Annotated in this window: 15 protein-coding genes; 6 read left to right on the top strand and 9 right to left on the bottom strand. The window is 72.8% G+C overall.

Annotated features, from left to right (window positions below; genetic code table 11):
* Nucleotides 1–125: 125 nt before the first annotated feature.
* The 4 genes from ABZ457_RS17710 to ABZ457_RS17695 form a co-directional block, all read right to left on the bottom strand.
* A complete protein-coding gene (locus ABZ457_RS17710) occupies nt 126–557 on the bottom strand; it encodes a transcriptional repressor (RefSeq protein ID WP_018846720.1) in 432 nt (143 codons plus the stop codon).
* Nucleotides 558–713: 156 nt separating this feature from the next.
* Complete coding sequence (locus ABZ457_RS17705) at nt 714–1619, bottom strand: metal ABC transporter permease (protein WP_359158482.1); 906 nt, start codon at nt 1617–1619, stop codon at nt 714–716.
* A gap of 2 nt (nt 1620–1621) precedes the next feature.
* Nucleotides 1622–2434: a metal ABC transporter ATP-binding protein gene (locus tag ABZ457_RS17700; RefSeq protein ID WP_359158481.1), complete on the bottom strand. Its 813-nt coding sequence runs from the start codon at nt 2432–2434 to the stop codon at nt 1622–1624.
* A gap of 38 nt (nt 2435–2472) precedes the next feature.
* Nucleotides 2473–3591 (bottom strand): zinc ABC transporter substrate-binding protein, encoded by a 1119-nt coding sequence (locus tag ABZ457_RS17695; RefSeq protein WP_359158480.1) that lies wholly within the window; start codon nt 3589–3591, stop codon nt 2473–2475.
* 164 nt (nt 3592–3755) lie between these two features.
* On the opposite strand from ABZ457_RS17695, the gene ABZ457_RS17690 reads away from it, so the two are divergent.
* Nucleotides 3756–5138, top strand: coding sequence for a glycine--tRNA ligase (locus ABZ457_RS17690; protein ID WP_359158479.1), 1383 nt, complete (start codon nt 3756–3758; stop codon nt 5136–5138).
* A gap of 134 nt (nt 5139–5272) precedes the next feature.
* Here the strand turns inward: ABZ457_RS17690 and ABZ457_RS17685 are convergent, their stop codons facing one another.
* Nucleotides 5273–5854: a TetR family transcriptional regulator gene (locus ABZ457_RS17685; protein WP_359158478.1), complete on the bottom strand. Its 582-nt coding sequence runs from the start codon at nt 5852–5854 to the stop codon at nt 5273–5275.
* Nucleotides 5855–5884: 30 nt separating this feature from the next.
* A complete protein-coding gene (locus ABZ457_RS17680) occupies nt 5885–6961 on the bottom strand; it encodes an aldo/keto reductase (protein WP_359158477.1) in 1077 nt (358 codons plus the stop codon).
* A gap of 317 nt (nt 6962–7278) precedes the next feature.
* Here ABZ457_RS17680 and ABZ457_RS17675 point away from each other — a divergent pair, with 317 nt between their 5' ends.
* The 4 genes from ABZ457_RS17675 to ABZ457_RS17660 all read left to right on the top strand — a co-directional run bounded on the left by ABZ457_RS17675 (nt 7279) and on the right by ABZ457_RS17660 (nt 15050).
* Nucleotides 7279–7524, top strand: a complete 246-nt coding sequence (locus tag ABZ457_RS17675; RefSeq protein WP_359158476.1) for a DUF6243 family protein — start codon at nt 7279–7281, stop codon at nt 7522–7524.
* Between the two features lie 850 nt (nt 7525–8374).
* The gene (gene dusB / locus ABZ457_RS17670) at nt 8375–9526 is read left to right on the top strand and encodes a tRNA dihydrouridine synthase DusB (RefSeq protein WP_359158475.1); all 1152 of its coding nucleotides are present in this window, start codon (nt 8375–8377) and stop codon (nt 9524–9526) included.
* A gap of 448 nt (nt 9527–9974) precedes the next feature.
* On the top strand, nt 9975–12683 hold the full coding sequence (gene ppdK / locus ABZ457_RS17665) for a pyruvate, phosphate dikinase (protein ID WP_359158474.1): 2709 nt from the start codon (nt 9975–9977) through the stop codon (nt 12681–12683).
* A 1344-nt stretch (nt 12684–14027) separates the two neighbouring features.
* Nucleotides 14028–15050 (top strand): winged helix-turn-helix domain-containing protein, encoded by a 1023-nt coding sequence (locus tag ABZ457_RS17660; protein WP_359158473.1) that lies wholly within the window; start codon nt 14028–14030, stop codon nt 15048–15050.
* Here ABZ457_RS17660 and ABZ457_RS17655 read toward each other — a convergent pair.
* A complete protein-coding gene (locus ABZ457_RS17655) occupies nt 15020–16180 on the bottom strand; it encodes an alkaline phosphatase PhoX (RefSeq protein ID WP_359158472.1) in 1161 nt (386 codons plus the stop codon). The genes ABZ457_RS17660 and ABZ457_RS17655 overlap by 31 nt on opposite strands.
* Before the next feature lie 233 nt (nt 16181–16413).
* Between ABZ457_RS17655 and ABZ457_RS17650 the strand changes: the two genes are divergently transcribed.
* Entirely contained in the window at nt 16414–16839 is a 426-nt protein-coding gene (locus ABZ457_RS17650; protein ID WP_359158471.1) for a VOC family protein, read from the top strand.
* Between the two features lie 86 nt (nt 16840–16925).
* Here the strand turns inward: ABZ457_RS17650 and nirD are convergent, their stop codons facing one another.
* Together nirD and nirB are read right to left on the bottom strand one after the other, a co-directional pair.
* A complete protein-coding gene (gene nirD, locus ABZ457_RS17645) occupies nt 16926–17300 on the bottom strand; it encodes a nitrite reductase small subunit NirD (protein WP_359158470.1) in 375 nt (124 codons plus the stop codon).
* Nucleotides 17297–19870 carry a nitrite reductase large subunit NirB gene (gene nirB, locus ABZ457_RS17640; RefSeq protein ID WP_359158488.1) on the bottom strand — a complete coding sequence of 858 codons (2574 nt, stop codon included), beginning with the start codon at nt 19868–19870 and terminating at the stop codon, nt 17297–17299. Before nirB ends, nirD begins: the two co-directional genes overlap by 4 nt.
* Nucleotides 19871–19914: the final 44 nt, after the last annotated feature.

The following is a 19914-nucleotide window of genomic DNA, read 5'->3' as shown; positions in this document are numbered from 1 at the left end:
GGGGGGGGGGTTTGCCCCCGGGGGCCCCGCCCGGGGGGGGGCGCGGGGGGGGGCGGGGGGGGGGCCGGGTGTTTTCCGCCCCCACCCCCCGGGCCCCTCGCCGTCCGGCGGTGGTGGCGGTGCCGTCAGTCGGACTTGGCCGCGCACTCCGCGCAGGTGCCGAAGATCTCGACCGTGTGGGCCACGTTCACATAGCCGTGCTGGGCCGCGACCGACTCCGCCCACTGCTCGACCGCCGGGCCCTCGACCTCGACCGCCTTGCCGCAGAGGCGGCACACCAGATGGTGGTGGTGGTCGTCGGTGGAGCAGCGCCGGTAGACGGACTCGCCGTCGCTGGTGCGCAGGACGTCGACCTCGCCCGCGTCGGCGAGGGACTGGAGCGTGCGGTACACGGTGGTCAGGCCCACGGAGTCGCCGCGGTGCTTGAGCATGTCGTGCAGCTCCTGCGCACTGCGGAACTCGTCCACCTCGTCGAGCGCCGCCGCCACCGCTGCGCGCTGCCGGGTGGACCGGCCTCGCACCGGGGCGGTGTTCCCGCCGGTTGGCGCCGTGGTCACAGGAGCCTCCTTGCCTCGCCCGCACATACGTCGGGCCATTCTGCCAGGCTCGCGCACGGTCGCGTCCCGTGCGCGGGCCCGGGCCTGCCCCTGCGCGGTCGACTGCCGGTCGACTGCCGGTCCGCTGCCTGGGGCGACGCCGCGCCGGCGGGGGCGTCAGATCTTCACATCGTCGCCGGACCGGCGCGTCGGGGGCAGCCCGATCGCGCAGTCCGCCGCCTCGGCCGCGGCCGTGGCCTCCGCCCGCCGGGCCCGCAGCCGGGACAGCGGGACGGCGGCCGCCGTCATCAGCACGAAGACGCCGATGGCCAGCAGAACAATGGTCGCTCCCGGCGGCACGTCCTGGTAGTAGGAGGTCGCGGTCCCGGTCAGCGCGACCGCCACACCGATCGCCACGGACACCGTGAAGGTCGCCCGGAACGAGCGCGTGAGCTGCTGGGCCGCCGCCACCGGGACCACCATCAGGGCGCTCACCAGCAGCAGGCCGACGACCCGCATCGCGACGCTGACGGTGACCGCCGCCGTGACGGCCACCAGCAGGTTCAGCGCGCGCACCGGCAGGCCGGTGACCCGGGCGAACTCCTCGTCCTGGCTGATCGCGAAGAGCTGCCGGCGCAGGCCGAGGGAGACCAGCACCACGAAGCCGGCGAGCAGCGCGATCGCGGTCAGGTCCTCCTGGGACACCGTGGACAGGGAGCCGAAGAGGTACGAGCTGAGGTTGCCGGTCGAGCCGGTCTCCGAGAGGTTCACCAGCAGCACACCGCCGGCCATACCGCCGTAGAACAGCATCGCCAGGGCGATGTCGCCCCGGGTGCGGCCCCAGGCGCGGATCAGCTCCATCAGCACCGCGCCGACGATCGACACCAGGGTGGCCATCCACACCGGGCTGGTCGACAGCAGGAAGCCGAGGCCGACACCGGTCATCGCGACATGGCCGATGCCGTCGCCCATCAGGGCCTGCCGGCGCTGCACCAGGTGGATGCCGACGGCGGGGGCCGTGATACCGACCAGCAGGGCGGCGAGCAGCGCCCGCTGCATGAAGGCGGAGTCGAGGATTTCCATGGTCAGGTCAGCAGTCCCGTGCGGAGCGGCTCACCGGCCGCGTGCGGATGTACGTGGTCGTGGCCGGGCAGGGCGTGCTGGCCCACCGCCTCGGGCGGCGGCCCGTCGTGGACCACGCAGCCGTCCCGCAGCACCACCGCGCGGTCGATCAGGGGCTCCAGCGGGCCCAGCTCGTGCAGGACCAGCAGCACCGAGGTGCCGTCGGCGACCTGCTCGCGCAGGGTCGAGGCGAGGATCTCCTGGCTGGCCAGGTCCACGCCGGCCATCGGCTCGTCCATGATCAGGAGTTCGGGCTCGGAGGCGAGCGCGCGGGCGATCAGCACCCGCTGGTGCTGGCCGCCGGAGAGCGCGGCGACGGAGTCCTTCGCCCGGTCCCCGAGGCCGACGAGGTCGATGGCGTGCTCGACGGCGGCCTTGTCGGCGCGGCCGGTGAAGCCGAAGCGGACGCGGGAGAGGCGGCCGGAGGAGACGACCTCGCGGACGGTCGCGGGGACCCCGCTGGCGGCCGTGGTCCGCTGGGGGACGTAGCCGACGCGGGCCCACTGGCGGAAGCGGCGCAGCGGGGTGCCGAACAGCTCGATCGTGCCGTCGGTGAGGGGCACCTGCCCGATCACCGAGCGGACGGCGGTCGACTTGCCGGAGCCGTTGGCGCCGAGCAGGGCGACGACCTCGCCCTGTCCGACGGTGAGGTCGACGCCGCGCAGCACGGGGCGCGAGCCGAGGACGGCCCGGGCGCCGCGGACGGAGATGACGGGCTGCTGCCGGTCGCTGGGCCGGCCGGCGGGCTGCGGGTCGGTGGGGGACTGCGGGTCCATCGGCTGCCCCTTTCGCGGTGCGGTGGTGCGTGGCGCGGTCACTTGGCGCCGAGCGCCTTCTTCAGCGCGGCGAGGTTGGACTCCATGACCTCGATGTAGTCGCGGCCCTTGGAGGAGTCCGTGATGCCCTCCAGCGGGTCGAGGACATCGGTCTTCAGGCCGGTGTCCTGCGCGAGGGTCTTGGCGGTGCGGTCGCTGGCGAGGGTCTCGAAGAAGACCGTGGTGACCTTCTCCTGCTTCGCGATCTTCTGGAGTTCCTGGATGCGGGCGGGGGTGGGCTCGGCCTCGGGGTCGATGCCGGCGATGCCCTCCTGGTCCAGGTGGTAGCGGTCCGCGAGGTAGCCGAAGGCGGCGTGGGTGGTGATGAAGGTGCGGGTGTCGGTGTTCTTCAGGCCCTGCGCGAAAGCGGTGTCGAGGGCCTTCAGCTTGCCGACGAGGTCCTTGGTGTTCTTCGCGTAGTCGGCGGCGTGGTCCGGGTCGGCCTTCTCCAGGGCCTTGCCGACGCCCTCGGCGACCTCCGCGTACTTCACCGGGTCCAGCCAGATGTGCGGGTCGGCGCCGCCCTCGGTGGAGTGGTCGTGACCGTGGTCGTCGGCGCCGGGCTCCTCGGAGTGCTCCTCGGGGGCGCCGGACTCCTCGTGGCCGTGCTCGTCCTTGTGCTCGTCGGCGCCGTGGTCGTCGGCGTGCTCGTCCGGGCCGTGGTCGTGGCTCTCCTCGGCACCGGGGGTGTGGTCGTGGGGCTCGGCCCCGTGCTCGTGGTCGTGGCCGCCCTCGGCGCCGTGGCTGACCAGCTTCGTCAGGCTCGCGGCGTCCACCTTGTGCTGGACGGAGGACTCGGCGACCGCCTCGTCCACGGCGGGCTGGATGCCCTTCAGATAGAGGACCAGGCCGGAGTCGTTCAGCTCGGCGGTCTGCCGGGGCTTCAGCTCCAGGTCGTGCGGCTCGACGCCCGGCTTGGTGAGGGTGGTGACGGAGACGTGCTCGCCGCCTATCCGCTCGGCGAGGAACTGCATCGGGTAGAACGACGCCGTGACCTTGAGCCGGCCGTCGTCCGTGCGCTCGGCGGCGTCGGAGGTGGAGCAGGCGGAGACGGCCATGAGGCCGAGCGCGACGGCTCCGGCGGTGGCGGTGGCGGGTATGAGGCGGCGTACGTTCATGACTGTCATTTTCAACAAAAACGGAAACGATTGTCAATAAACCTGGGTCGGGGGCTTCTCACCCGATCCGCCGCCGCTGCACAGCCGATCCGATTTGATCCGGGGGGCATGGCCGCCGGTACCCTGAGTCATTCTCCGTTCGTCCTCGTCATGAAGAGAGCACCGTGGCCGCCGACAAGATCGACACCATCGTCAACCTGAGCAAGCGCCGTGGCTTCGTCTACCCGTGCAGTGAGATCTACGGTGGTCAGCGCGCCGCCTGGGACTACGGACCGCTGGGTGTCGAGCTCAAGGAGAACATCAAGCGCCAGTGGTGGCGGTACATGGTCACCTCGCGCGAGGACGTCGTCGGTATCGACTCGTCGGTGATCCTGGCCACCGAGGTGTGGGAGGCGTCGGGGCACGTCGCGACCTTCACCGACCCGCTCACCGAGTGCACCTCCTGTCACAAGCGCTACCGCGCCGACCACCTGGAGGAGGCGTACGAGGAGAAGCACGGCCGCCTCCCCGAGAACGGCCTCGCCGACCTCAACTGCCCCAACTGCGGCAACAAGGGCACCTTCACCGAGCCCAAGCAGTTCTCCGGCCTGCTCTCCACGCACCTCGGCCCGACCCAGGACTCCGGCTCCATCGCCTACCTGCGTCCCGAGACCGCGCAGGGCATCTTCACCAACTTCGGCCAGGTCCACCAGACCTCGCGCAAGAAGCCGCCCTTCGGCATCGCGCAGATGGGCAAGTCCTTCCGGAACGAGATCACGCCCGGCAACTTCATCTTCCGCACCCGCGAGTTCGAGCAGATGGAGATGGAGTTCTTCGTCAAGCCCGGCGAGGACGAGCAGTGGCACGAGTACTGGATGGAGCAGCGCTGGAACTGGTACACCGGCCTGGGCCTGCGTGAGGAGAACATGCGCTGGTTCGAGCACCCCAAGGAGAAGCTCTCCCACTACTCCAAGCGCACCGCCGACATCGAGTACCGCTTCCAGTTCGGCGGCAGCGAGTGGGGCGAGCTGGAGGGTGTGGCCAACCGCACCGACTACGACCTCTCGGCCCACTCCAAGGCCTCCGGCACCGACCTGTCGTACTTCGACCAGGAGGCCGGCGAGCGCTGGACGCCGTACGTCATCGAGCCGGCGGCCGGTGTGGGCCGGACGATGCTCGCCTTCCTTCTCGACGCGTACAACGAGGACGAGGCGCCCAACGCCAAGGGCGTCATGGAGAAGCGCGCCGTGATGCGCCTCGACCCGCGCATCGCGCCGGTCAAGGTCGCGGTCCTGCCGCTGAGCCGCAACGCGCAGCTCTCGCCGAAGGCGAAGGGCCTCGCGGCGGACCTCCGGCAGAACTGGAACATCGAGTTCGACGACGCGGGCGCGATCGGCCGCCGCTACCGCCGCCAGGACGAGATCGGCACGCCGTACTGCGTCACCGTCGACTTCGACACCCTCGACGACAACGCGGTGACCGTGCGCGAGCGCGACTCGATGAAGCAGGAGCGGGTCTCCCTGGACCAGATCCAGGGCTACCTGGGCTCCCGCCTCCTCGGCTGCTGACCCGGGGTGACGGCGGGCGGGCCGCCCCGCCCGCCGTCACCCGCAGGGCCTTCCGCGAAGCCCCGGACTCCCCGGAGTCCGGGGCTTCGGCGCGTCCGGGGCCGGCGGCGCGGGCGGGGTGCGTGAGCGCCGGGTCAGGGGCGCAGACCGCGCAGGAGGAGGGTGACGACCTCGTCGAACTCAGTGTCCACCGTGGCGGAGCGCCAGGTCGGCGCGTAGGACGGGTCGTGGAAGCGGGCGGTCGCGGTGAAGACGGCCCGGGCCGAGGCGGACGGGTCCGGTGCCGCGAAGGCGCCCGCCGCCACGCCCTCCTCGACGATCCGGCGGACCTGGTCCTCCAGCACCGTGATGTGCTGGTCGACCACGCCGCTGCTCTCGTCGATCAGGACGTTGTACGTCGCGAACAGCTCCGGGTCGTCGCCCGCCTTGTGCCGCTTGGCCTCGAACAGCGTGGCCAGCCAGTCGCGCAGCTTCTCGGGCGCCTCTCCCGGCGCCGCCGTCAGCTCCTCCAGGGTCTGCTCGGTGCGGCCGAGCCAGCGGTGGGTCACCGCCTCCCGCAGCGCGGCCTTGGTGCGGAAGTGGCGGTAGACACTGCCGTGGCTGACCCCCAGGGCGCGCGCCACGTCCACCACGGTCGCCTTGGCGGGGCCGTAGCGGCGCAGCACCTCCTCGGTGACTTCGAGGATGCGCTCGGCGGTCAGGGTCTCGGTCGGCATGGTGCGACAGTACCGGGCGGGCCGGGCCCGTCAGTGCTCGCTGTCCAGATGCGCCATCTGCGCGGCCGGGTACCGCTCGCCGGCCGCCGAGCCCGCCGGAACAGCCTCCTCGATCGCCGCCAGGTCCTCGTCCGCCAGCTCCACCTCCAGTGCGCCGAGCGCCTCCGCCAGCCGGGCGCGGGTGCGGGCGCCGACGAGCGGCACGATGTCCTCGCCGCGGGCGAGGACCCAGGCGATCGCCGTCTGGGCGACGCTGAGGCCCTTGCCCTCGGCCACCTTCCGCAGCCGCTCGACCAGGTCGAGGTTGCGCGCGAGGTTGTCGCCCTGGAACCGGGGGCTCATCCCGCGGAAGTCGTTCGCCGCCAGCTCGCGGTCCCGCTCGAAGTGCCCGCTGATCAGGCCCCGGGAGAGCACCCCGTACGCCGTGACGCCGATGCCCAGCTCGCGCACGGTGGGGAGGATGGACTCCTCGATGCCCCGCGATATCAGGGAGTACTCGATCTGGAGGTCGGCTATCGGGGCCACCGACGCGGCCCGGCGGATGGTCTCCGCGCCCACCTCCGAGAGGCCGATGTGCCGGACATGGCCCGCCTCGACCAGCTCCGCGATGGCGCCGACGGTCTCCTCGATCGGCACCTCCGGATCCACCCGGGCGATGCGGTAGACGTCGATGTGGTCCCTGCCGAGCCGCTGGAGGCTGTACGCGGCGAAGTTCTTCACGGCGGCCGGGCGGCCGTCATAGCCCGTGAAGGCGCCCTCCACCGTGCGCAGGGCGCCGAACTTCACGCTCACCAGGGCCTGTTCACGGGCCGCGGCGGGCGCGTTGCGCAGGGCCTCGTTGATCAGCAGTTCGTTGTGGCCCATGCCGTAGAAGTCGCCCGTGTCGAGCAGGGTGACGCCGGCGTCGAGCGCCGCGTGGATCGTCGCCACGGACTCGCCGCGGTCGGCGTCCCCGTACAGGGCGGACATGCCCATGCAGCCGAGGCCCAGCGCCGAGACCCGGGGGCCCGTCGTGCCCAGGGTGCGGGTGGCGCGGACGGCCGGGGCGGTGGTCGAAGCGGGAGCGGCGGGGTCGGTGGAAGGGGTGGTGTTCGCGGCGGAGGTCATCGGGTCTCCCGGGTGGGTGCGTGGTGCGGCGGCGTGGCGCGGCCGTGTGCCGTGCGGTGCCCGTGCATCAACCATGGCATGTGCGATGACAGATTTCAATATCTGTCAGTCGCGCATCCCTCGATCGAGTGCACGGTGGGCGGGTGGGAGGTCCGGTGGCGGGGTGCCGGCGGGAAAATCGGGTGCCCGGTGCGCCGCGCCCGCGCTACGGTCGCCCCATGTCTTCGTTCTTCCAGATCTACGAGTGAGAGCGCGGCGGCCCGGCCGCCCCGCCCGACGAATTCCGCAGTCACTTCTCACCCCGACGGGAGAACCCCATGGCCAAGAGCCGCAACAACCTCCTCGGTGTCGGCGGGCAGCGCAGGAAGCTGTCCCGTGCCGACCAGCAGGGCGGCGGCCCGCAGGGCACCGCCGACCGCAAGGCGGCCGCCGACCAGAAGCAGGAACTGCTGCGCCGGATGCGTGAGCGCGCGCAGAACGGCGCGGAGGCGTCGCCGGACGCGGCGGACGGCGCGGCTGCGCCGTCGCAGGCCGACGCGGGCCAGGAGGCCGCGTCCTCCTGACGCCCGCGCCGCCCGCGCAGTACCTCTCGCAGGCCCGGACCGCTCCCCGCGGTCCGGGCCTGCGTCATGCGGGCGCCGCCGCCCGGTCCGGGGCAGGCATGTGGTGGGCGCGGGCGGCTGCCCCAGGCCACACCGCGCCCGCGCCGCCCGGCCGCCCACGGACGGCGGCGTGCCTGCGTCGCGCCGCCGCCTGTGGGGCGGGCCCGCGTGCGCCCGTCGCCCGACGTGGGTCCACGTCACGCCCCCCGCCACCCGAAGCGGCCGAGGCGGGTCCGCCTCGCTGACGCCCGCGCAGCCCGACCGCGTCGGCGGGTCCCGCGTCACGCGGGCTCCGCGTACGCCCGCCGCCCCGGGGCGGGTCCGCGTCGCCGGAAGCGCCTGTGGCGGGTTAGCCCCCGACAGCCCGCGTCGCCCGCGCCACCCGAAGCGCCCCCGCCAGCCGGGGCGGGTCCGCCTCGCTCACGCCCGCTCTCCGCTGGCCCGACCGCGTCACGCAGGCTCCGCGTTACGCAGGTTTCGCGTACGCCCGCCGCCCCGGGCGGGCCCGCGTCGCCCGAAGCGCCCCCGCCAGCCGGGGCGGGTCCGTCTCGCTGACGCCCCGCAGCCCGACCGCGTCGCCGGAAGCCCCCGGCCAGCCGGGGCGGGCCGGCCCCGCGCGCGCCCGCCCCGCGCGCCCGCCCCGCGCGCCGGCCCCGACCGCGTCGGCGGGTCCCGCGTCACGCAGGCTCCGCGTACGCCCGCCGCCCCGGGGCGGGTCCGCGTCGCCCGAAGCGGCGCGCCCCCCGGTGTGAGGGAGCGCACGTTCCCCAACCACCCCGGGGCCGCCCCCGCGATGCGGGACAATGGGCGGATGACCACGCTCGCTCCCGTCGCCTCCTCCGGCCTCGCCATCGGCCCGCACGCCGTGCAGCCGCCCGTCGTGCTCGCGCCCATGGCCGGTATCACCAACGCGCCCTTCCGCACCCTGTGCCGCGAGTTCAGCGGCGGCAAGGGGCTGTTCGTGAGCGAGATGATCACCACGCGGGCGCTGGTCGAGCGCAACGAGAAGACGATGCAGCTCATCCACTTCGACGAGACCGAGACCCCGCGCTCGATCCAGCTGTACGGGGTGGACCCGGTCACCGTCGGCAAGGCCGTCCGCATGATCGTGGACGAGGGCCTGGCCGACCACATCGACCTGAACTTCGGCTGCCCCGTCCCCAAGGTCACCCGCAAGGGCGGCGGTTCGGCCCTCCCGTACAAGCGGAACCTGCTGCGGGCGATCCTGCGCGAGGCGGTGGGGAACGCGGGAGACCTGCCGGTCACCATGAAGATGCGCAAGGGCATCGACGACGACCACATCACCTACCTCGACGCGGGCCGGATCGCGGTCGACGAGGGCGTCACGGCGATCGCCCTGCACGGCCGCACCGCCGCCCAGCACTACGGCGGCACGGCCGACTGGGAGGCCATCGCCCGGCTGAAGGAGCACGTCCCGGAGATCCCGGTGCTCGGCAACGGCGACATCTGGTCGGCCGGGGACGCCCTGCGGATGGTGCGCGAGACCGGCTGCGACGGCGTGGTCGTCGGCCGCGGCTGCCTGGGCCGGCCGTGGCTCTTCGCGGACCTGGTGGCGGCCTTCGAGGGGCGTACGGACTTCCGGCGGCCGTCGCTGCGGGAGGTCGCGGACGTGATGCTGCGCCACGCCACGCTGCTCGGCGAGTGGATCGGCGACGAGGCGCGCGGGGTCATCGACTTCCGTAAGCACGTCGCCTGGTACCTCAAGGGCTTCGCGGTCGGTTCGGAGATGCGGGGGCGGCTGGCGGTGACCTCGTCCCTGGCGGAGCTGGGCGCTCAGTTGAGCGAGCTGGACCTCGACCAGCCGTGGCCGGCGGGTGCGGACGGGCCGCGCGGGCGGACCTCCGGCAACAACCGCGTGGTGCTGCCGGACGGCTGGCTGAAGGACCCGTACGACTGCGCGGGCGTCGGCGAGGACGCGGAACTGGACACTTCGGGCGGCTGAGGGCCGCCGGGAGGCCCCCGGAGGGCCCTCGACGGGTCGTCAAGGGCCCGTCGGCGGGCCGGGCGGCGGGGTCCGGATGATGGAATCCGGCGGCTCCGGACGGCGTGATCCTCGCCACCCTTGATAAGGGTCGCGCTCAGATGAGCGGTTGGGGGCTGGTTGCGACTCCCAAAGGGTGACACTCAGTGCCACCCCGTTCGCCTTCGCTTCCTGGATCGAAAGCTCACGACCAGTGACCGATGATCGATCAACGATCACGGAGGGCGCTCCTCCGTTCAGGTGTTGAACGCGGATCGCGGCGTGTCCACCCCCTGCGATCACTTTCGATCTGCTGGCGGACGAGTGGTTAAGGCCGTATGACGCGCAAGTGGACGTACCCAGGAGCCTTCGATCTGGGTATGTTCCTCGCCGTCAGGGCAGCCACCGAGTCCTCGAGGAGTCGAGACCCGTGTCGGAAAACAAAGATCACAAGTTCGTCTACGACTTCACCGAGGGCAACAAGGACCTGAAGGACCTGCTCGGCGGCAAGGGCGCGAACCTCGCCGAGATGACCAACCTCGGTCTGCCGGTCCCGCCCGGGTTCACGATCACCACCGAGGCCTGCAAGGTCTACCTGGAGAGCGGCGACGAGCCCGCGGCGCTCCGCGACGAGGTGAGTGCGCACCTCGACGCCCTGGAGCGGGCCATGGGCAAGAAGCTCGGCCAGGCCGACGACCCGCTGCTCGTCTCCGTCCGCTCCGGCGCCAAGTTCTCGATGCCCGGCATGATGGACACGGTCCTCAACATCGGCCTCTCGGACGAGTCGGTCGGCGGCCTCGCCGCGCAGGCGGGCGACGAGCGCTTCGCGTGGGACTCCTACCGGCGCCTCATCCAGATGTTCGGCAAGACCGTGCTCGGCGTGGACGGGGAGCTCTTCGAGGAGGCGCTGGAGGAGGCCAAGGCGGCCAAGAAGGTCACCGTCGACACCGACCTCGACGCGGCCGACCTGAAGAAGCTGGTCAAGCACTTCAAGAAGATCGTCAAGTCCGAGGCCGGGCGCGACTTCCCGCAGGACCCGCGCGAGCAGATGGACCTCGCCATCCACGCGGTCTTCGACTCCTGGAACACCGACCGCGCCAAGCTCTACCGCCGCCAGGAGCGCATCCCCGGCGACCTCGGCACCGCGGTCAACGTCTGCTCCATGGTCTTCGGCAACCTCGGCCCGGACTCCGGCACCGGCGTCGCCTTCACCCGTGACCCCGCCTCCGGGCAGCAGGGCGTCTACGGCGACTACCTCCAGAACGCGCAGGGCGAGGACGTCGTCGCCGGCATCCGCAACACGGTGCCGCTGGCGGACCTGGAGTCGATCGACAAGAAGTCGTACGACCAGCTCATGCAGATCATGGAGACCCTGGAGAACCACTACAAGGATCTCTGCGACATCGAGTTCACCATCGAGCGCGGCCAGTTGTGGATGCTCCAGACCCGCGTCGGCAAGCGGACCGCGGGCGCCGCGTTCCGGATCGCCACGCAGCTCGTGGACCAGGGGCTGATCGACGAGGCCGAGGCACTCCAGCGGGTCAACGGCGCGCAGCTCGCGCAGCTGATGTTCCCGCGCTTCGACGAGAACGCCAACGCCGAGCGGCTGGGCCGCGGGATCGCCGCCTCCCCGGGCGCGGCGGTCGGCAAGGCGGTCTTCGACTCCTACACGGCCGTCAAGTGGTCCCGTTCCGGCGAGAAGGTCATCCTGATCCGCCGGGAGACCAACCCGGACGACCTGGACGGCATGATCGCCGCCGAGGGCATCCTGACCTCGCGCGGCGGCAAGACCTCGCACGCGGCCGTCGTGGCGCGCGGCATGGGCAAGACCTGTGTCTGCGGCGCGGAGGAGCTGGAGGTCGACACCAAGCGGCGGCGGATGACGGTCGGCGACACGGTGGTCGAGGAGGGCGACGTCGTCTCCATCGACGGCTCCTCCGGCAAGGTCTACCTCGGCGAGGTGCCGGTCGTGCCCTCCCCGGTCGTGGAGTACTTCGAGGGCCGGATGCACGCGGGCGCCGACGACGCCGACGAGCTGGTCCAGGCGGTGCACCGGATCATGGCCTACGCGGACCGGGTACGCCGGCTGCGCGTACGCGCCAACGCGGACAACGCCGAGGACGCGCTGCGCGCCCGCCGCTTCGGCGCGCAGGGCATCGGCCTGTGCCGCACGGAGCACATGTTCCTCGGCGAGCGCCGCGAGATGGTCGAGAAGCTGATCCTCGCCGACACGGACGAGGAGCGCGAGGAGGCCCTCGCGACCCTGCTGCCGCTCCAGCGCACGGACTTCGTGGAGCTCTTCGAGGCGATGGACGGGCTGCCGGTGACGGTGCGTCTGCTCGACCCGCCGCTGCACGAGTTCCTGCCCGACATCACCGAGCTGTCGGTGCGGGTGGCCCTCGCGGAGGCCCGCAAGGACCACAACGAGAACGACCTGCGCCTGCTCCAGGCGGTGCACCGGCTGCACGAGCAGAACCCGATGCTGGGTCTGCGCGGTGTACGCCTCGGCCTGGTCATCCCCGGTCTGTTCACCATGCAGGTGCGGGCCATCGCGGAGGCCGCGGCCCAGCGCATCGAGGCGAAGGGCGACCCGCGTGCGGAGATCATGATTCCGCTGGTGGGCACCGTCCAGGAGCTGGAGATCGTCCGCGAGGAGGCGGAGCAGGTCATCGCGGAGGTGCAGCAGCGGACCGGCGTCGAACTGAAGCTGGCGCTGGGCACGATGATCGAGCTGCCGCGGGCCGCGCTGACGGCCGCGCAGATCGCGGAGGCGGCCGAGTTCTTCTCCTTCGGCACCAACGACCTGACCCAGACGGTGTGGGGCTTCTCCCGGGACGACGTGGAGGCGAGCTTCTTCACGGCGTACCTGGAGAAGGGCATCTTCGGCGTCAGCCCGTTCGAGACGATCGACAAGGACGGTGTGGGCGCGCTGGTGCGGGACGCGGTGACGGCGGGCCGGCAGGCGCGTCCGGACCTGAAGCTGGGTGTCTGCGGCGAGCACGGCGGCGACCCGGAGTCGGTGCACTTCTTCCACGAGGTGGGCCTGGACTACGTCTCCTGCTCCCCGTTCCGCATCCCGGTGGCCCGCCTGGAGGCGGGGCGCGCGGCGGCGGAGTCCGCGGGCAGCGACTCGCGCTGACGCGGGGGCCGTACGGGGCGTGCGCCCCGTACGGCGGCGGACCGCCGGTCCGGCGCGGGTCGGCGCGCCGGACCCGGCAGGCCCCGTGACCGCGCCGGCCCCGGGGCGGGCCCGTCCCGACGGGCCCGCCGACCCTCACCGGGGCGCGGCGACGGCGTCGTGGGGCCACGACACACGGAAGGTGCGGGTATCGACGAGGATGCCCGCACCTTCCGCGTGCGCGGGGGGTTCTGCGGTGGGGGCCCGCCCTGCCCGGGCCGGTGGGTGGGGGCCTCCCACGTCGGGCCCGGTCCTCGCCCGGCGGGCAGCGATGGCATCAGGTCCCGCTGCTCGGGTCGCGCCGCCGCGTGGGGGCGGGGGTGAGGCCTCGGTGGGCGGCTCGGCCGCAGGGCGTCGATTACCCGGCCATGGTGCGCATGGCCGTGCCCGCAGGGCGACCGGTCTCGGTCCGGCGAGCGGTGGTTGGGGGCGTGGCCGTATCCGGTAGCGCGTGGCCTGCCCGCCGGGGGTGCGTGCAGGGCTGCCGCACGGATCGTGGACGGCGTTGGCATCAGGGTGCCTGTTGCCTTGGGCGCGCCCCGGCGCGGGGCATGGCCCGCTGGGCGACGGGCATCCGGCCCGCCGTCCCGGGGGCTGGCGCTGAGAGGCGGCGGGGCGCGACTGGCCCCCGGCCCGGCGTGCTGCCCGTCCCGGCCACGCGCCGCGCAAGGGAGTGTGCCGGCCTGCCCCGCGCTCAGGGCCCGGGCGTCGCGCGGGGCGCGAGCCCCCCGACAGTGGGGCGTTCGCCCGGTGTCGGGGGCCTTGTACGCCGGGGGCGGCCCCTGGCGTCAGTCGCTGAGCACCGGCCCGGTCGCCCCGTGTGCGTTCCCGCCCCTGGGGCAGGCGCACCCCCGGAGGCACCCCGGGGCGGGCGCGGCCCTCAACGGCGGCTCGGCCCCGCCTCGGACCCCGTCCGCAATGCGGTGGACCCCGCATGCTGATCGGGCGTTCAGTTGAATTCCGGACGTCCGGGGGGAATCGAATTGACGGTCATTCAATACCGACCGGTCGGGAGAAGTGGCGGAGCGCGGTCGGCGGATCCCCACCCGCCGACCGCGCTCCATTACCCGTGCCGGACACGGAGCCGCAACCTCCGTCACCGCCGCCGGACGCACAGGCCCCCCACGGTCCTTGCTGCGTCACATCGGTGAAGTAGGTTTCGTGCCCGACGTCGTACAGCCTTTCGGTTGTCGTGGTGGTCCCGCGAGGCGTTTCAACTGTGGCCGAAACACCGTGGTAACAACCTGTGATTGCATGCATACTCTTCGATGGGGGGCGATTGCGGGTGCAACAGGTGGGGGTTCGGTGCTTCGTATTCATTTCCACGCGGATGACCTGGCGCGGGTAAGGATGGCCGCCGGTCCCGACCCGCTCTGGGAATCGATTCTGAGTTTTCATCGATTGCGGGACCGCAGGGGCGCTCTCCACTTCGGCGAATGGCGATCCGAGGCCCGTGCCCGGTTGAAAGGTGAAGCACGACTGCTGGGGCAGCTCGTCCCCCCGAGGGGATATTTCCCGGACTTTCTCACGCCCGCCGAGGCCCGTGACGGCCTGGAGACGGGCCTGGAGGCGCTCCGGGAGACCCCGGCGGCCCGGCTGCGCACCGAACTGGCCCTCGCCGCCGCGCAGCGCTCCCCGCGCCGCACTCTGCCGAACCGTTTCCTCGCTCTGGCGGACGGTCGCTCCGATGCCGTCGGACGCCTCGTGGACACCCTGCGCGCCTACTTCCGCGCCGCCCTCGAACCGTACTGGCCCCACGTCCGGGCCCGGGTCGAGGCGGACCGGGCCGTGCGCGGGCGGGCGCTGCTCGACGGCGGCGCGGCCGAACTCCTCGACTCCCTGCCCCCGGTGCTGCGCTGGCGCGCCCCCGTGCTGGAGGCGGACTACCCCGTCGACCGCGAACTCCATCTGGGCGGCCGGGGGCTGCTCCTCCAGCCGTCGTTCTTCTGCCGGGGCGCCCCCGTGGTGCTGCGCGACCCGGCCCTGCCGCCGGTCCTCGTCTACCCCGTGCAGCACGGCTCCGAGTCCGCCTTCGCCGACGACGCCGTCAGCCCCTCCCTCGGCCGGCTCGTCGGCCACACCCGCTCCGCCGTCCTCCAGGCCATCCGGCACGGCTGCACCACCAGCGAACTGGCCCGCAGGGCGGGGGTGTCCCTCGCCTCCGCGAGCCAGCACGCCGCGGTCCTGCGCGAGGCCGGGCTCGTCGTCACGCTCCGCCACGGCAACGCGGTCCTGCACACGCTCACCCCGCTGGGCGCCGCCCTGCTGCGCGGCGGCGCCTCACCGGAGCCCCGCAGCTACGCTCGGAACGGGCCCGTCACCTCGTAGGTGATCCCGCCCGAGGAGCTGCCCGTGGTGCCGCGCTGGCTGGAGAAGTACAGCCGGCGGCCGTCGGGGGAGAAGGCCGGGCCGCAGATCTCCGAGGAGGACTGGCCGGTCACCCGGAGGAAGGGCGCGACCACCCCGCCCGGGGTGATCAGGCAGATCTCCATGTTCCCGCCGTCCTCGGCCACGTACAGGTCCCCGGAGGCGGCGCCCGTCACGTTGTCCACCCCGGTCAGCGGGGCCGTGCCGCCGGTCACCAGCGAGTCGTCGTAGGCCAGTTCATAGGTGCTCGCCGTCAGGTTGAGCTGCCAGAGCCGGTTGTCGCCCTTGGTGGTGAACCAGACGGTGTCGTTGGCGTAGTGGCAGCCCTCGCCGCCGTTGAAGCGCTTGGCACCGGAGACCTGGTTGCGGGTCACCGTCGGGGAGCCGTCCGGGTCGGGGACGTCCGCCCAGGTGTACGAGCCCGAGGTGGCCGAGCCGGCCCGCAGCACCTGGAGCCGGCCCGAGGACAGGTCGCCCCAGGTGTCCGGCAGGAAGCGGTAGAGGCAGCCGCCGGACTCGTCCTCGGTCAGGTACACCGCCCGGCGCACCGGGTCGGCCGCCGCCGCCTCGTGCTTGAAGCGGCCCATCGCGGGGCGCTGCACCGCCGCGTTCACCCCGTACGGGTCGGCCTCGTAGACGAAGCCCCGGCTCACCTCCTCGCAGGAGAGCCAGGTGTTCCAGGGGGTCTTGCCGCCCGCACAGTTCTGCCGGGTGCCGGACAGGATGCGGTACGCGCCGGTGATCGCGCCGGAGGCGTTGAAGCGGACGGCGCCCGCGCCGCCCGAGGGGTTGACCTCCGAGTTGGAGACGTAGATCCAGCCGGTGCCGTCCGCGTAGCAGGCGCCGCCGTCCGGCGCCGGGTGCCAGGTGTAGGACGTCGATCCGACCTTCTGGCCGGACCGGGCCACGACCCGGCTGGTGAAACCGGACGGGAGTTGTACGCCGTTCGGGTCGGCCGGGCCCGGCGCCCCGTACGGGCCCGGGCCGGGCTGCGCCGGGGCCGCCGAGGCGGCCCCCTGCCACAGGGTGAAACCGAAGGCCGCGGCCGAGGTGCCGACGACCGCTCCGCGCAGAAGACTGCGACGTTCCACTTGTCACTCCAGGATGGGACGACCGCCCCGCGGCACCGGGCGGCGCCGCAGGGTCGAGCGTCGGGGAACCCTAGGCGCGCTGAGTTGCGTGGCCCTCAACGGAGGGTGACGGTGAGGCGAGATCCGGGTGCGGCGAAAATTCCTCGCCCGGCGCCGATGAGTTGTCGGCGGCCCGCCCGTCTACCCCTTCGAACGCACCGCACCGCGGAGCGCACGACGAGAGAGAGCCCATCATGTCCCAGAGCATCTTCGTGAACCTGCCGGTCAAGGACCTGGAGGCCAGCAAGTCCTTCTGGACGAAGCTCGGTTACTCCTTCAACCCGCAGTTCACCGACGAGAACGCGGCCTGTCTCGTCTTCGGCGAGACGGTGTACGCGATGCTGCTGACCGAGGCCCGCTTCAAGGACTTCACCAAGAAGGAGATCGTGGACGCGACCACTTCCACCGAGGTCATCCTCGCGCTGAGCGCGGAGAGCCGCGAGGCGGTCGACACCCTGGTCGACGGCGCCCTGGCCGCCGGCGGCTCGCCCTCCGGCGAGACCCAGGACTTCGGCTTCATGTACGGCCGCGCCTTCCAGGACGTGGACCACCACAACTGGGAGGTCATGTGGATGGACGTCGAGGCGATGCAGCAGGCGATGGCCGAAGGCGGCGAGTGACGGCGGCCGGATGCCCGCCGCCTCCGCCGCGCCCGCCCCGGACCGGGGCGGGCCGGGCGGCGCGTCGGTCCTGCCTCGGCAGCGGGTCAGTCCAGCCGCACCCGGTACGCCGTCACCGCCACCGCCTCGTCGTCCAGGCAGCGCCCGGTCGCCAGGTCGAAGCGCTGCTTCAGCAGCGGTGAGGCGACGAAGGGGCGGCCGGCCGCCGAGCCGACCAGCCCGCGCGACAGCACCTGCGCCCCGGTGAACGGGTCCCGGTTGTCGATCGCGTACGGCAGGCCGTCCCGGTCCAGGAACAGCGCCACCTGGCGGCCGTCCGGCAGCAGGGCGGCGGCGCCGCGCCCGGCGGCGAGCCGGGCCGGGGCGCACACGGGCAGCCAGTCACCGTCGAGCAGCACCCGCAGCTGGGGCCCCTCGGCGGAAGCGGAGGCCGGGGCGGGAAGAGCGGGAGAGGTCGTCATCGGGCGGCGGAACCTTCCAGGGCGTCGTCCAGCGGGCGGGCGGACGAAGGGGCGGGCGGGCGGAGGGAGAGCAGCGGCAGATCGGGCTTGACCTGGTCCCGCTCGGGCACGAACCGCACGGTCGGGTCGGGCACGTCCGGCGCGTTGACGAAGGACACGAAGCGCAGCAGCCGCTCGGGGTCGTTCAGCGTCTCGGCCCACTCGTCGCGGTAGCCGGCCACATGGTCGGCCATCAGGGCCTCCAGCTCGGCGCAGATCCCCAGCGAGTCGTGGACCACCACGTCCCGGACGTGGTCCAGCCCGCCGTCGACGCGCTCCAGCCAGGCCGAGGTCCGCTCCAGCCGGTCCGCGGTGCGGATGTAGAACATCAGGAACCGGTCGATCAGCCGGACCAGTTCCGCGTCCGACAGGTCCTGGGCGAGCAGGTCCGCGTGGCGCGGGGTGGCGCCGCCGTTGCCGCCGACGTACAGGTTCCAGCCGCCCGCCGTGGCGATCACGCCGAAGTCCTTGGACCGGGCCTCCGCGCACTCCCGCTGGCAGCCCGAGACGGCCGACTTCAGCTTGTGCGGGGAGCGCAGCCCCCGGTAGCGCAGCTCCAGGTCGATCGCCATGCGCACCGAGTCCTGCACCCCGTAGCGGCACCAGGTCTGCCCCACACAGGACTTCACCGTGCGCAGGGCCTTGCCGTAGGCGTGGCCCGACTCGAAGCCCGCGTCCACCAGCCGGCCCCAGATCCGCGGGAGCTGGTCCACGCGCGCGCCGAACAGGTCGATCCGCTGACCTCCGGTGATCTTGGTGTAGAGGCCGAAGTCCCGGGCCACCTCGCCGATCACGATCAGTTTCTCGGGGGTGATCTCGCCGCCCGGTATGCGGGGGACGATCGAATAGGAGCCGTTGCGCTGGAGGTTGGCGAGAAAGTGGTCGTTGGTGTCCTGGAGCGCGGCCTGTTCGCCCTCCAGGACGTAGCCGCTGGCGCCGATCGTCGGGGCGAGGGAGGCGATGATCGAGCCGACGGTCGGCCGGCACACCTCGCAGCCCATCCCGCCCCGGGCCTCCTCGCGCCCGTACTCGTCCAGCAGCCGCTGGTAGGAGGTGACGCGCAGGGCGCGCACGATCTCGTAGAGCTCCTGGCGGGTCTGCCCGAAGCAGCCGCACAGGCCCTTGTCGACCTCGACGCCGGACGCCTCCAGCTCCGCGTCGACCAGCTGCCCCAGGACCTTGACGCAACTGCCGCACCCGGTTCCGGCCTTGGTGCACTTCTTCACCTCGGGGACGGTGGTGCAGCGGTGCTCGGTGACGGCGCCCCGGATGGTGCCCTTGGTGACGTTGTGGCAGGAGCAGACGACCGCCTCGTCCGGCAGGGCGGCCGGGCCGATCGCGGTGGGCGCGCCCGCGCCCGCCGGGAGGACCAGCTGCTCGGGGGAGACGGGCGGCTTGGAGCCGGTGAAGGCGCGCAGGGTGCCGTAGCTCTCGGCGTCGCCGACGAGGACACCGCCGAGGAGGGTGCCGTCCGGGGCGACCACCAGCTTCTTGTAGAGGCCGGCCCGGGAGTCGGAGTACACCACGTCGAGGCAGCCCTCGGCGGTGCCGTGCGCGTCGCCGAAGGAGGCCACGTCCACGCCGAGGAGCTTCAGCTTGGTGGAGAGGTCGGCGCCGGTGAACGAGGAGACCTCGCCCGCGAGCGCGGCGGCGGCCGTCTCGGCCATCTCGTAGCCCGGCGCCACCAGTCCGTACACCCGGCCGTCCGCCGCGAGGGCGCACTCGCCGATCGCGAACACGGCCGGGTCGGAGGTGCGGCACCGCTCGTCGACGACGATGCCGCCGCGCTCGCCGACCGCGAGGCCCGCGTCCCGGGCCAGCTGGTCGCGGGGCCGGACACCGGCCGAGAAGACCACCAGGTCGGTGGCGAGGGCCGAACCGTCGGAGAGCTTCATGCCGTTCACGGCGCCGTCCGCGCCGATGGTGATCTCCTGGGTGCCGACGCCGGTGTGGACGGCGAGGCCCATCCCCTCGATGGTGCGCAGCAGCGCGGTGCCGCCGCCCTCGTCCACCTGCACGGGCATCAGCCGGGGCGCGAACTCCACGATGTGGGTCTCCAGCCCGAGCCCCTTGAGCGCCCCCGCCGCCTCCAGCCCGAGCAGCCCGCCGCCGACGACCGCGCCGGTGCGGGCGGTCTTCGCGTACGCCTCGATCGCGAGCAGGTCCTCGATGGTGCGGTAGACGAAGCAGCCCTCGGCGTCCTTGCCGGGCACGGGCGGGACGAAGGGGTACGAGCCGGTGGCCAGCACCAGGGTGTCGTAGCGGAGGCTCGCGCCGGAGCGGGCGGTGACCGTGCGGGCGGCCGTGTCCAGGGACTCCACCGGGTCGTCCAGGCGCAGTTCGATGCCGTGCCGCTCCAGGAAGCCGTCCTCGACGACGGACAGGTCCTCGGGGGTGCTGCCGGAGAAGTACGAGGTCAGCCGCACCCGGTCGTAGGCGGCCCGGGGCTCCTCGCCGAACACGACGATCCGCGCGGCCCGCCCGGTGACGCCGCGGTCGGCCAGGGCCTCCAGGAAGCGCTGGCCCACCATGCCGTGGCCGACGACCACGATGACGGGGCCCGCGGCCTCGCCGT

The organism is Streptomyces sp. NPDC005805 (genome assembly GCF_040630445.1).
Taxonomy (GTDB): Bacteria; Actinomycetota; Actinomycetes; order Streptomycetales; family Streptomycetaceae; genus Streptomyces.
This window is presented reverse-complemented; position numbering and strand designations above follow the sequence as displayed.

Coding starts and splice junctions, on each gene's coding strand:
- ABZ457_RS17705 (WP_359158482.1), bottom strand. CDS start 1,619: ATGGAAATCCTCGACTCCGCCTTCATGCAGCGGGCGCTGCTCGCCGCC.
- ABZ457_RS17700 (WP_359158481.1), bottom strand. CDS start 2,434: ATGGACCCGCAGTCCCCCACCGACCCGCAGCCCGCCGGCCGGCCCAGC.
- ABZ457_RS17695 (WP_359158480.1), bottom strand. CDS start 3,591: ATGAACGTACGCCGCCTCATACCCGCCACCGCCACCGCCGGAGCCGTC.
- ABZ457_RS17685 (WP_359158478.1), bottom strand. CDS start 5,854: ATGCCGACCGAGACCCTGACCGCCGAGCGCATCCTCGAAGTCACCGAG.
- ABZ457_RS17680 (WP_359158477.1), bottom strand. CDS start 6,961: ATGACCTCCGCCGCGAACACCACCCCTTCCACCGACCCCGCCGCTCCC.
- ABZ457_RS17675 (WP_359158476.1), top strand. CDS start 7,279: ATGGCCAAGAGCCGCAACAACCTCCTCGGTGTCGGCGGGCAGCGCAGG.
- dusB (WP_359158475.1), top strand. CDS start 8,375: ATGACCACGCTCGCTCCCGTCGCCTCCTCCGGCCTCGCCATCGGCCCG.
- ABZ457_RS17650 (WP_359158471.1), top strand. CDS start 16,414: ATGTCCCAGAGCATCTTCGTGAACCTGCCGGTCAAGGACCTGGAGGCC.
- nirD (WP_359158470.1), bottom strand. CDS start 17,300: ATGACGACCTCTCCCGCTCTTCCCGCCCCGGCCTCCGCTTCCGCCGAG.
- nirB (WP_359158488.1), bottom strand. CDS start 19,870: ATGGTGGGCCAGCGCTTCCTGGAGGCCCTGGCCGACCGCGGCGTCACC.